10 protein-coding genes are annotated in these 12,994 nt (G+C 33.7%); 7 read left to right on the top strand and 3 right to left on the bottom strand.

Features of this window, described 5'->3' with window-relative positions:
• Positions 1–73: 73 nt before the first annotated feature.
• On the top strand, positions 74–574 hold the full coding sequence (locus ROY99_10675; GenBank protein MDT3696843.1) for a tetratricopeptide repeat protein: 501 nt from the start codon (positions 74–76) through the stop codon (positions 572–574).
• Positions 571–1,479 (top strand): DUF58 domain-containing protein, encoded by a 909-nt coding sequence (locus ROY99_10680; GenBank protein ID MDT3696844.1) that lies wholly within the window; start codon positions 571–573, stop codon positions 1,477–1,479. Before ROY99_10675 ends, ROY99_10680 begins: the two co-directional genes overlap by 4 nt.
• Here the strand turns inward: ROY99_10680 and glmM are convergent.
• Positions 1,465–2,820, bottom strand: a complete 1,356-nt coding sequence (glmM, locus tag ROY99_10685; protein MDT3696845.1) for a phosphoglucosamine mutase — start codon at positions 2,818–2,820, stop codon at positions 1,465–1,467. The genes ROY99_10680 and glmM overlap by 15 nt on opposite strands.
• 67 nt (positions 2,821–2,887) lie before the next feature.
• Between glmM and nth the strand changes: the two genes are divergently transcribed.
• Positions 2,888–3,598 (top strand): endonuclease III, encoded by a 711-nt coding sequence (nth, locus tag ROY99_10690; GenBank protein MDT3696846.1) that lies wholly within the window; start codon positions 2,888–2,890, stop codon positions 3,596–3,598.
• Positions 3,599–3,708: 110 nt separating this feature from the next.
• Positions 3,709–4,206 (top strand): ferritin-like domain-containing protein, encoded by a 498-nt coding sequence (locus tag ROY99_10695; protein ID MDT3696847.1) that lies wholly within the window; start codon positions 3,709–3,711, stop codon positions 4,204–4,206.
• Positions 4,207–4,292: 86 nt separating this feature from the next.
• Here ROY99_10695 and ROY99_10700 read toward each other — a convergent pair whose 3' ends face one another.
• Positions 4,293–5,291 carry a rhodanese-like domain-containing protein gene (locus ROY99_10700; GenBank protein ID MDT3696848.1) on the bottom strand — a complete coding sequence of 333 codons (999 nt, stop codon included), beginning with the start codon at positions 5,289–5,291 and terminating at the stop codon, positions 4,293–4,295.
• A 42-nt stretch (positions 5,292–5,333) separates the two neighbouring features.
• The gene (locus ROY99_10705) at positions 5,334–6,719 is read right to left on the bottom strand and encodes a hypothetical protein (protein ID MDT3696849.1); all 1,386 of its coding nucleotides are present in this window, start codon (positions 6,717–6,719) and stop codon (positions 5,334–5,336) included.
• Positions 6,720–7,323: 604 nt separating this feature from the next.
• Here ROY99_10705 and lpdA point away from each other — a divergent pair.
• The 3 genes from lpdA (at position 7,324) to sucB (ending at position 12,602) form a co-directional block, all read left to right on the top strand.
• A complete protein-coding gene (gene lpdA, locus ROY99_10710) occupies positions 7,324–8,727 on the top strand; it encodes a dihydrolipoyl dehydrogenase (GenBank protein ID MDT3696850.1) in 1,404 nt (467 codons plus the stop codon).
• Between the two features lie 43 nt (positions 8,728–8,770).
• Entirely contained in the window at positions 8,771–10,876 is a 2,106-nt protein-coding gene (locus ROY99_10715) for a dehydrogenase E1 component subunit alpha/beta (GenBank protein ID MDT3696851.1), read from the top strand.
• Positions 10,877–10,937: 61 nt separating this feature from the next.
• A complete protein-coding gene (gene sucB / locus ROY99_10720) occupies positions 10,938–12,602 on the top strand; it encodes a 2-oxoglutarate dehydrogenase, E2 component, dihydrolipoamide succinyltransferase (GenBank protein MDT3696852.1) in 1,665 nt (554 codons plus the stop codon).
• Positions 12,603–12,994: the final 392 nt, after the last annotated feature.

Here is a 12,994-nt window from a genome sequence, read left to right on the forward strand (position 1 = left end):
ACTTATACTTGCATTGTTTGTTCAATCAGCATTTAATAACTTTGACCGGAATAATTTATAAATAAGGACCAAAATGAAATTATTATCGCTTTTTTTTCTGATTATTATTTTAATTGCCTGTTCCAAAACAAGTGAACAAGAATATTTTAACAAAGCAGATACACTATTAAAGGAAAAGAAATACACTGAAGCGATAAAAGAATTTGAGAATTTAATTAACGAATTTCCTGACAGCAAGACAGCTCCAGAATCAATAATGCGAATAGCATCTTTGTATGAGCAGCATCTTATAAAAGGAATTAGTTTTAAAGCATCATTTATTAAGGCTGCAGAAACTTATTATACTGTTTATGAAAAATATCCTGATAGTGAAGAAGCACCACTATCATTGTTTCAGAGCGGGTTTTTATATGATAATGAACTTAAAGATTATGATAAAGCTACAAGGATCTACAATCTTTTTTTGGAAAAATATCCTGATCATAAATACTCACAGGTGGTTCAGCAATCGCTTGATATAATGGGTATAGACCCAAATGAAATAATAAATAAAAATCAGTCAGCAAATAATTGATTAAATCATCAACCGAATATCTCGAGTTCTTAAATCCGCAAATAATTTCTAAAATTAAAAATCTTGACCTGAGAGCAAGATTAGTTGTAGAAGGATTTATGGTCGGATTGCATAAAAGTCCTTATCACGGTTTTAGTGTGGAGTTTTCTCAGCACCGCCCATATATGCAGGGTGATAATCTTAGGAATGTTGACTGGCGGGTATTTGGCAAAACCGACAGATATTTTATTAAACAATACGAAGAAGAAACAAATCTAAGATGTCATATAATACTGGATAACAGCAAGTCAATGAGTTATGCTTCAGATAAACAAGTATCAAAACTTAATTATGCTGCTACATTGGCTGCTGCTTTAACTTATCTGATGATAACTCAACAAGATGCAGTAAGCCTGGCAGTTTACTCAGATAAGCTAAATACATTCCTGCCTGCAAAGTCATCATACAGTTATCTGCATTTAATCCTGAAAGAGCTTGCAGCAATTAACTCATCATCGGGCACAAATACTGCCTCAGCATTAACCCAAGTTGCAGAAAAAATAAAACGGCGCGGATTGATAATTATTATCTCGGATTTTTTTGATGATATTGACAGTGTAATTAAAGCACTTAAGCATTTTTCTCATCAAAAAAACGAAGTGATTATTTTTCAGATATTAGACCCAATGGAAAGAACTTTTGGATTTGGTAAAGATGCAGTATTTAAGGATTTGGAGACCAGCGAAGAACTAATAACCCAGCCATTTCATATTCAGAAAGCGTATCAGGAAGCAATGAATGAATTTATTAAAAAGATTAAGCGGGAATGTCTGAATTCAAATTTTGATTATAATCTGATTGATACTTCAACTGCTTTCGATAAGGCATTATTCAGCTACATCCAAAAAAGATCAAAGCTTCATTAAATTTCCAATTTCATCAAAATAGTTTTTAGATAACTCCTCTGAATAGACTTGAGATTTTGCTTCAGTTATTATTCTGATTATTGGTTCAGTATTCGATTTTCTGAAATGAACCCAGTGATCAGCAAAGTCTATCCGCAGTCCATCTTCGATATTTATTTTTTGAGATGAATATTTCTCGGCTAATTTATTTAATACAGAATCAGGTGAAGCCTTACATAAATCAATTTTCTTTTTTGAAATATAATACTGGGGTAAAATATCTTTGATCTCAGATAATTTTTTGTTTGAATCGGTAAGATATTGAAGTACTATTGCGATACCAACTAAGGCATCCCGTCCATAATGTAATACAGGATAAATAACCCCGCCGCTTCCTTCACCCCCTATTACTGCATTAACTTCTTTCATCTTTTTTACAACATTTGCTTCGCCAACCGGAGACCGGAAACAACTTGTATTATATTTTTTTGCAATATCATCAACAGATCTGCTGGTAGAAAGATTAACTGCTACATTACCACTTGTTTTACTCAGCACAAAATCAACTGCAATTGTAATTGTGTTTTCTTCACTAAAGGGTTCTCCTTTATCTGTGATTAAAACAAGTCTATCAACATCTGGATCAACAACAACAGCAAAATCTGCATTATGTTTTTTTACTGCTTTCATAGTTTCAGTTAAATTTTCCGGTAACGGCTCAGGTAAACGCGGGAAGATACCTGTCTTCTCACAATTAAGTTCAATTACTTCACATCCAAATGACTTTAATAAATCAGGTATGCAATATGCTCCAGCACCATTTACACAATCAGCAACTACTTTAAATTTTTTCTTTTTGATTTTATCAACTTCAATAACCGGCAGTTTGAGAATTTCATTAACATGATTTTTTATTGCATCGAATAAAACAACCCTATTCCCGATTTTATCCCAGCTTTTGTAAGAAGGATTAGAATTAAGGTAAGTTTTCATTTTTTCGTGTTCATCGGGGGACATAAACTGTCCGGTATTATTCAGCAATTTTAAAGCATTCCATTCATTTGGATTGTGGCTTGCAGAAATAGCAATTCCGCCATTAGCGTTTAATGATTTAACAGTAAATTGAACAGTTGGTGTCGGACAAATTCCAATATCAACTACATTGATACCGTTTGACAACAGTGTACCGGTTACAATCTGATTAACCATTTCACCCGTAATTCGTGCATCTCTTCCAACAATAACTTTACCGCTGCCAATAAATTTTGAATATGCATTTACGTAATCAACTATCACTTCAGGATCAAGTCCATCACCAATAATTCCCCTGATGCCCGAAATGCTTACCATAAGTGTTGACATTAAAACTCCAAAATTAATTTTTACTAAAATAACAATTAAAATGAATATCTTTGCAGTTAGATTTACAATGACGAAGAAAATAGAAATAATAAACAAGCTTTTAATAGAGCATTTTGGGGTGCCTTCAAAAGCGAAAAAACTTCCTGATCCGCTTGATACAATTATCGGAACCATACTTTCGCAAAATACAAATGACAATAATTCGTATAAAGCATACAGAAATCTTAAAGATAATTTTAAGACGTGGGATGAACTTACCATTCTTAAGCCATCGCAAATTGAAAAGTATATCAAAGTTGCCGGTCTCGGTAAACAAAAATCAAAAGCTATATATGAATTGCTGAAGAACTTAAAGAAAACTCAAGGTAAAGTTTCTTTAAGACATATTATAAATGCATCAAACGAAGATATTCTTAATGAACTGACATCTCATAAAGGAATTGGTGTAAAAACTGCAAGCTGTGTTCTGCTTTTTTCACTAGACCGAAATGTATGTCCTGTTGATACACATGTACATAGAACATTGAATCGTATAGGGCTGGTTAAAACAAGCAGTCCGGAAAAAACATTTTTTAAGCTTTTAAATAAATTGCCCGATGGAACGGCACATTCGTTTCATACAAATTTGATAAGGCTGGGCAGAGAAATTTGCAAAGCTCAGAAACCTATATGTTCAGTTTGCCCTTTAGTTAAAGTATGTAAATATGAGCATAAAAATTTTGAAATGGTAAAATCAAAAAGACCAAATAACTTTATGCTGCTTGATAATCTCAGCTAATACAATATATCACAATTTGTGTGATACGATATGCAATTCAAATTAGAAATCCAGAATTAATTTTGTAAATTTCAATCAGACAATTAAAAAATATTAAGGAGTAAAATATTATGTTCGAAAAAAGTATTGAACTGTTAAATAAAGCAGTTGCAGACGAGCTTTATGCTGTTCACCAATATATGTATTTCCACTTTTTATTGGATGATCAGGGATATGATTTACTGGCAGGTTTATTTAAAAAAACTGCAATTGAAGAGATGATACATGTTGAAAAACTTGCCGAAAGAATTTTATTTCTAAAAGGTGAAGTTGAGATGAAAGTCGGTGGTAAAGTAGAACAGATTAAAGATCCTGAAAAGATGCTTGCCAAGGCTGCACAGATGGAGCAGGAGAGTGCACATGAATATAATCTTTGGGCAAATGAAGCTTCTGCCAATGCAGATTCGATGACCAAACAGCTATTCGAAAGTCTTGTGGCTGATGAAGAAAGACATTATGATCAATATGATGTTGAAACAGATAATCTTAAGAAATTTGGCGATAGATATCTTGCATTGCAATCTATTGAAAGAAGCAAAAACATATCACAGGGAAAAACTGTTGATTAGTCAGAAGCAATAATGTTAAGATATGATTTGATAAAAATGAAAAAGCCTGAAGAATCTCTTCAGGCTTTTAAGTTTTGTAATGAAATTTATTGAACTACCGGATAATTCATACATTCAGTAGCTTCATCCCATTTTGAACCCGGCATAGTGTCATAAAACAATCTGTTCGCACCAAACTGAAGCGATTTTGCATCATATCCAAGTATTCTTAAGAATGAAGCAATTTGAGCTGAAGTTTGACCAGTATAACAATAAACAACAATAGTTTTGTTTGTTGGAAGAGTTTTTAAGAACTGAGCTAATTTTAAATCATTCTTTGGAGTATATTGGATAGCACCTTCAATATGTCCCTGATCGTACTCAGCAACAGGCCAATAATTTATAATGTAATAATTGCTAAGATTAGCGAAGATAGTTTCGCGGGTAATGCCAATTACAGAATATCCTTCGTTCAAAACTGTAGATAATCTGCTTTCAAATATTTCTGCACCCGTATTTTTGCCAGTTGATAAAGTCGGAAGGTTACCAGCAGCATTTTTTGCATTTGCAGTTGTTTGTTTTGTAATTGGATTTGTTTGACCATAGGTTTTTGCATTATTCCAGCTTGTTGGATAAGCCCAGCTGCACATTCCCCATTTTAAGCTGTACACATTAGAATATCCTGATAATCTTAAAGCTGCAACAGCTAAACCCGCTGACTGACCAGTGTAGCAGGTGATAATAACTTTAGCTTTTGTTGACAGGTTATTATTTTTATAATAAGTAACAATATCTTTTATTTCAACATTTACTGCACCCTGAATATGACCGGCAGCATAATCACTAGCGCCTCTAACATCAATAATAGTGATATTTGCACTAGCTAAAATATCTGTGTTAACTGTAGAAGCAGAAATAATAGCAGGTATTGCATTATTTATATAACCGCCGTCAGAACCTTCAAGGTATTTTACAAGTTCTTCGCTTTCAATGATTGTCGGCGGGATTACCGGATCATCTTTATCATCACTACAACTGATGTTAATGAATGCAAATGTTAGTGCGATAAAAAAGTAAAACATTAAATTGAGTTTTCTTTCTTTCATTTTTTGATCTCCAGATTATTTTTTGATAATTATTTTTATTTTCTAATTAACTTGCCAGCTTGCTGGTAGTTTTCCATCTACTATTATATGTCCATTAGAATTTTTTTCCCAAGTTTCAATATTATCCGAATCGAATAAGTAAAGTTCTTTATTCTTAAATGTGCCGTCATTTTGTTTTATAATATGACAGCCTTCATAACAGGTTGAGTTTGTTTGCCACTGACCATTTGTATCTTTATAACCTGTCCGGCTAGTGATCTTAATAATATTATGAGGTGTAGTATATTTATAAGTAGGAGCAACACTAAAGTTTGATAATAGTGATATTCCGTAATTCTGCCAGCTATCAGGTGCCATCAAAGATCTTCTTAACAGCGAAAATTTATACTGTGATTTTGTCTGTGGAATTGGGTTCATTCCAATCTTATAACCCTGATAAGAGTGAATTCTTGCACCTTCAAGACTTCCTACGTGACAGCTGCCGCAATTATTATAATCTTGTGAATGACAGGTATAGCAGCTAAATGTGTTTATATGAGCAGTGTGATACGCATTTGAATTCTTTACACCTGAATGACATTTAGTACATTTTGGTAACTCAGGATATTTATATCGCATATCATACATTACTCCATCACCATGAATTTCGTGTTTTGTATGACAACTCATACAATTATAACCTGCCTTTGTTAAGTGAACATCAGGAACTGTTCCTGCAGCAACACCAAAATAAGCGTGACCACCACGGCTTACATGACAAGTAGTACAATGATCTACCATATTCGGGGTTTTGAAAAAACTATGTGAAGCATATAAACCGCCGCCGCCAGCTTTTGGTCTGTTTATATGACAATCACCACAAGTTGCATGACATTTTCCGCAGTTTTCTTTATATCCATCTTTCATAGTCTGAGTTAACAAATCAAATCCGCCAGGTACATTTCCCAAACCAGCTCTTTGGCAGACCATACTTTTTTGTCCCCATCCCTGATGTATATTATTAACTGATTTACTTGCTATATCAGCATGACAACTTCCGCACTTCTTAACTGCATCTAAAGAAGGTTTTACTAAAAAATCTCCGGAGTGAGCAAGATTTTTATCAGCAGTATTATCTACTCCATTGTGGCAGGCTGTGCAAGGAATTTTTCCGTGTGGATCACTCTTAAAATCTGCATAACCTGAACCACCCATAAATACTCTATCATAAGGTTCATAGTGTGGAGCTTCACCGCCGCAGCCACCACCACCTGAAGATGGAGGATCGGGAGTATAGACTTCCTTTAAATGTGCATAGTTTGTATGGCAACCTTCACACGATGCCACTGATTTAAGTGAAATATCAATAGGTTGTTCTTCCTTATCTTCTGAACAACCAAAAAACAAAGAAATTGTTGGGATTAAAAGTAGTAATAGTGATTTTCTCATTTTTGTTACCTTAGTGGTTACTATAAATTAGATTTACTCAATATTCAAGCTTTATGCCATTGATAATTTGAAATAACAAGCATTATTTTTGACAATTATAAAGGGTTGCTACATTTGTTTTTATCAAAATTAGGAACTATGAATAATCTTCTCCATTTATGGGAATCAATAATTGTCTGTGTTAAGTATAGGTTTTTGAAGTAGATAAATGGGGAATAAATTCAAGCAAAATTATTTCTATGTCAACATTCTGGTTTTATTAAAATCTGATTCTTAAAAATGAGATTAAGCAATAGTTATTCATCACTCTTGTGTTATAAACTTATCTGATAATGTAGCCGAAATAATTAGATTGATCTAAATTAAACTGTAAAGAAAAATTTCCGCGATCACTTGTTAATGAAATCTTAATCTTTACTATTTTAAAAAGCTGTTAAATATAGTTCTACATCTCAATCGAAAAAATATTTTGCAGCAAGAACAACTTGAGTGATACTTTTGCTTCTTAAACTGTAAAACGGAAAAGTGACCTATTACTTTTTATTTTCTAATCGTACTGCCTATATTTGGATTACAGATATCAACTAATCAAGGTTAAAAAAAAATGTCAGATAATTATCAGATTGCTATTCTTGGTGGAGGTCCCGGAGGGTATGTTGCGGCAATCAGAGCAGCACAATTGGGATTCAAGTCGGTGATAATAGATAAAGATAACCTAGGTGGAATTTGTTTGAATTGGGGTTGTATTCCTACCAAGTCGCTTTTAAAAAATGCTGAGATTTACGATAGCATTAAAAATCATGGTAAAGATTTCGGTTTGTACACAAAGGAGCTTTCATTTAATTTTAATGAAATTATTAAAAGAAGCCGTGACATCTCGGATAGGATTACAAAAAACGTTGAGCTATTAATCAAGAAAAACAAGATTGATTGGGTTCGTGGATTTGGTAAACTGATCAGTCAGAATCAGATACAGATATTAGATACAGAGGGAAAAAATTCTAATACTATTACTGCTGATAATATTATAATTGCAACAGGTGCCCGCCCAAAAACTCTTCCGAATATCCCAATTGATAGAAAAAAAATTATCACAAGTACTGAAGCAATGAATCTTGATGAACAGCCAAAAGAGCTGATAATTATCGGTGCCGGTGCAATTGGAATTGAGTTTGCATTTTTTTACTCTGTTCTAGGAACAAAAGTAACAGTAATTGAAATGCTCGAAAATATTCTTCCCATTGAGGATAAAGAAGTATCTCAGGCACTTGAAAAAAGTTTTAAGAAGAGAGGTATTGAAATTTATACCAAAACAACAGTTGAGAAGGCAGAAGTTAAAGGTCAGAAAGTTAATGTTACTATAAATCAAAACGGACTGAAAAAAGAATTATCTGCTGATAAAGTTTTAAGTGCAATTGGCGTTACAGGTAATGTTGAAGGCTTTGGTTTAGAAGAGTTAGGAATTGAATTATATAGAAATCATATAAAAGTTGATAAACGAAATTACCGGACAAATATTCCAAATATTTATGCTATTGGAGATGTAATTGGTCCGCCTTGGTTAGCTCACGTAGCTTCTGCTGAGGGAATACATTGTGTAGAGATGTTAAAAGGAATTAATAAACCTGAAATTGATTATGATAACATTCCAGGTTGTACCTACTGCCAGCCGCAGGTTGCAAGTGTAGGATTAACCGAAACAAAGGCAAAGGAACTTGGTTATGAATTAAAGATTGGTAAATTTCCATTTATGGCAAGCGGAAAAGCTTTTGCAGTAGGTGAGCGGGAAGGTTTTGTAAAATTAATTTTTGATGCAAAGTATGGTGAATTGCTTGGCGGTCATATTATTGGGAGTGAGGCAACGGAACTTATTGCTGAAGTTGCCTTAGCGCGTGCTATGGAAGTTACAGGACATTCTATTATAAATACAATTCATGCTCATCCAACACTTTCGGAATCAATAATGGAAGCAGCAGCTAATGCTTATGGTGAGGCAATTCATATTTAAATTATTAAATATCAAATTTTAATATCTTAAACAAAAGGATATAATGTCAAAAAATATTACTTCAACACAGGCTAAATCGAAAGATAAAACTTCAATGAAACCAACAAACGGTAAGAATGATTTTATTAAAATCGGTAAAAAAGATTTTGATAAAGAAAAATTGCTATATGTTTTAAGAACCATGTTAAATGCCCGTAATGTTAATAACAAAGCAATGAATTTATTAAGACAGGGAAAAACTTTTTTTCATATTTCCAGTTCAGGGCACGAAGCAATTCAATTAGCAATCGGCTTATCTCTTGATCCAAAAAAAGATTGGATGTTTCCATACTACAGAGACCTGGCTGCAATAATAACTGCAGGAATATCTGTTAAAGAAGTCTTCCTTGGCAGTTTTGCAAAAATTGATGATCCTTCAAGTGGCGGAAGACAAATGCCAACACATTGGGGTGCAAGAAATTTTAATATGCCTTCCCAATCTTCACCAACAGGTACACAATTTTTACAGGCGGTTGGTGCTGCTTTGTCTATTGTAAAGCGGGGAGAAAAAAACGTTGCTTATGTAAGCAGCGGCGAAGGAACTACTTCACAAGGCGAGTTTCACGAAGCAGTCAATTGGGCAAGCAGGGAAAAACTACCTGTGCTTTTTGTTATTCAGAATAACAAGTATGCAATTTCTGTTAAAGTTTCAGATCAAAGCGGCGGTAAAGATAATTCTATTGCAGAGATGATGGCTGGATATCATAATCTTTTCAGAGCCAGAATTGATGGAACAGAATTTATTACTTCTTATGAGAAAGTTCAGGAGGCAATTGAATATATAAAATCTGGGAAAGGTCCTGCGTTGATTGAAGCAGATGTTGTCAGATTGGATTCACATTCTTCATCAGACGATCATAGAAAATACAGAGATAAGAAAGAACTTGAAGAAGACTTGAAACAATGCCCGATTGAGAAATTTGCTCGACTATTAATTTCAAAAAATATTATTACACAAACTGAATACGAAACTGTAAAACAGAATTCTATTGATGAAATTAATGAAGAAGCAGATAAAGCAATAATAGCTGCTGATCCAAAACCGGCAGATGCAGAAACTTTTGTGTTTGATGAAAGCGGATTTAAAGAAACACTTAATTATGAATCCTCAGTTCCATCAGGTGATAAGATTGTAATGGTTGATGCAATAAATCATGCGTTGCATGAAGAGATGGAAAAAAATCCTGATATGTACATTTTTGGTGAAGATATTGAAGATGCAAAAGGCGGAGTATTTACTGCTACAAAAGGATTATCAGCACGATTTACCAGAAAAAGAGTATTTAATTCCCCGCTTGCAGAAGCAAGTATAATGGGTGTTGCTGTTGGGATGGCTTTGACAGGAATGAAACCTGTTGTTGAAATTCAATTTGGAGATTATATCTGGCCTGCTTTTATGCAAATGCGAAATGAGTTGGCATCAATTAGATACAGATCAAATAATGCTTGGTCTGCACCGGTAGTTACAAGGGTTGCTGTTGGCGGATATATTCACGGCGGATTGTGCCATTCACAAAGTATCGAAAGTTTTTTTGCACATATTCCTGGAATATTAATTGCTTTTCCGAGCAATGCTGCTGATGCAAAAGGATTATTGAAAACTGCCTGCAGAATTAAAGACCCAGTTTTGTTTTGTGAGCATAAAGGTTTGTACAGACAAAGCTACGCTATCACTCCTGAACCTGATGAAAATTATTTGTTACCGTTTGGTAAAGCCAAAGTAGTAAAAGAAGGAACAGATGTTACCGTTGTATCCTGGGGAGTTTCTCTTTGGGATTCTATGCTGGCTGCAAAAAAACTTGAGGATGAAAATTACTCTGTTGAAGTAATAGATTTGAGAACTATTGTTCCGTTGGATGAAGAGACAATTTTTAACTCAGTAAAGAAAACTAATAAAGTTATTATCATCCACGAAGACACTTTGTTTGCTGGATTTGGAGCTGAAATTGCTGCAAAGATTGCTGACAATTGTTTCCAATACTTAGATGCTCCTGTAAAACGTATTGGTGCAAAGGATTCGCATATCCCTTATTCACCTATACTTGAAAATGAAATTCTCCCGAATCGTGAAGAAATTTTTAACGGAATAAAAAGTTTATTGAAGTATTAATTTGAATTTTAAATCTTTGATAATATTTACTTAGAATATAAAATCTTATAAGAGGAATTATATGGACGTAATTATGCCCAAAATGGGTGAGAGCGTAAATGAAGGAACAATAATCAAATGGCATAAAAAAGTTGGAGAACTGGTAAAACGAGATGAAATTATTTTTGAAATAAGTACTGATAAAGTTGATACTGAGATTCCTGCTGCAGAATCAGGTGTGCTGTCTGAAATATTGGTAAAAGAAGGGGAAACGGTTGAAGTGGGAAGTGTAGTTGCAAGAATTCAGACTTCTGAAGAACCGGAAAAAGATATTCCGTCTCAGGAAGTTAAATTACAAAGTATAACAAAACCAGCTGCTGAATCTGTTGAAAAAAGTGAAGATGTAGTTAAAGAAATTCCCAAATCGTCAACAGACAGTATGATCGAAATAGCAATGCCAAAAATGGGTGAATCAATTGTTGAGGGAACAATAATTAAATGGCATAAGAAAACCGGTGATGCTGTAAAGAAAGATGAAACAATTTTTGAAATAAGTACTGATAAAGTTGATACTGAAATTCCATCTCCGGAAAGCGGAGTATTGGTTGAAATTTTAGTAGGCGAACAAGAAACTGTTGCAGTTGGAACTGTTGTTGCAAAGTTAGCTGTTGGCTCAGCTGTTAAAACTGCACCAGCAGTGCAGCAGGAAGTTATAAAGGAAAAACCTTTTATTGAAAAACCAGTTTCTTTACAGAATAATATTTCTGAAACTGTTAAAAAATCTTCTGAAGAAAAGGGAAGCAGCGCTGACTTTTATTCACCGCTGGTACTAAGCGTTGCCCAAAAAGAAAATATAAGTTTAGATGAACTTAAATCAATTGATGGAACCGGTTTGGAGGGAAGAGTAACTAAAAAAGATATTTTAAATTATGTAGAGAAAAGAAAAACTACTAAGGCTCAGCTTCAGTTTAAAAAAGAAATTAAAACTGCTTCACCTGCACCAGAATTTATTCCTGCATTATCACCGGTTGTGTACAGCGATGCAGATGTTGACAGAATTCCAATGGATAACATACGTCAGCGGATAATGGATCATATGGTGCTCAGCAGGGATACTTCTGTTCATGTAACTGGGCTGGTTGAAGTTGATATGACAAGAATTCATAATTTTATAAATTCTAAAAAAGATGAATTATTAAAAAATGAAAATGCTAAACTGACATACATGGCTTTTATTGCTGATGCTGTTGTTAAATCATTAAAAAAATATCCATTAGTAAATTCTTCTATTGACGGCAATGTAATACTTCAGAAGAAATTTATTAATCTTGGTATTGCAGTAGCAATCGAACCAACCGGATTAATTGTCCCGAATATTAAAGGAGCAGGCGATAGAAATATAATTGGACTTGCAAGAGCAATTACAGATTTAGCTAACAGATCCCGTACAAAAAGATTGACTCCGGATGATATTTCAAACGGAACATTTACAATTACAAATTACGGAGTCTTTGGAACTGTATTCGGAACACCAATTATCAATCAACCTGAAGTTGCAATACTTGGAGTTGGTGCTGTCCAGAAAAAACCTGTTGTTATAGAAGTGAATGATTCAGATACAATTGCGATAAGACATATTATGGCTTTGACATTGTCCCACGATCATCGGTTAGTTGATGGTATGTTAGGCGGATTGTTCCTGAAGAATGTTAAAGAAATATTAGAAAATTTTGACGGCAGCTTATAATTTTTTACAGTGCTTAACAAAAAGATATACTGTTTCCTGTGCTGTAAAATTGTTTATCAACTTAAAATTATTTTGAAGAAATAAAATATTTAACCTGCTTGTTTTTTTTTTGAGAGCATTCCATCTCTACTCCTTTGGAAGATAAAATTAGAGAGAGTCGCTTTATTTGATCAAAGATTGATATTTATGTTATTTATCTGCTATAGTTTTAGTGGATTAGCTGATTAATGATAAGATTCCCAATTTTAGATGTAAGGCGACTATTGAAAACTATTTTTTCAGAAATTTCAATTACCTCCTTTTTCATTCCATTGAAAAATGCTGATTGTTCAGGCATAAAAAACGAGATACTGAAATAATCTGCATTTGGCAGACAGAATAATATTCCAAAA

Source organism: Ignavibacterium sp. (assembly GCA_032027145.1).
Lineage (GTDB): Bacteria > Bacteroidota > Ignavibacteria > Ignavibacteriales > Ignavibacteriaceae > IGN3.

Coding starts and splice junctions, on each gene's coding strand:
- sucB (MDT3696852.1), top strand. CDS start 10,938: ATGGACGTAATTATGCCCAAAATGGGTGAGAGCGTAAATGAAGGAACA.
- ROY99_10675 (MDT3696843.1), top strand. CDS start 74: ATGAAATTATTATCGCTTTTTTTTCTGATTATTATTTTAATTGCCTGT.
- ROY99_10715 (MDT3696851.1), top strand. CDS start 8,771: ATGTCAAAAAATATTACTTCAACACAGGCTAAATCGAAAGATAAAACT.
- ROY99_10705 (MDT3696849.1), bottom strand. CDS start 6,719: ATGAGAAAATCACTATTACTACTTTTAATCCCAACAATTTCTTTGTTT.
- nth (MDT3696846.1), top strand. CDS start 2,888: ATGACGAAGAAAATAGAAATAATAAACAAGCTTTTAATAGAGCATTTT.
- ROY99_10700 (MDT3696848.1), bottom strand. CDS start 5,291: ATGAAAGAAAGAAAACTCAATTTAATGTTTTACTTTTTTATCGCACTA.
- lpdA (MDT3696850.1), top strand. CDS start 7,324: ATGTCAGATAATTATCAGATTGCTATTCTTGGTGGAGGTCCCGGAGGG.
- glmM (MDT3696845.1), bottom strand. CDS start 2,820: ATGTCAACACTTATGGTAAGCATTTCGGGCATCAGGGGAATTATTGGT.
- ROY99_10695 (MDT3696847.1), top strand. CDS start 3,709: ATGTTCGAAAAAAGTATTGAACTGTTAAATAAAGCAGTTGCAGACGAG.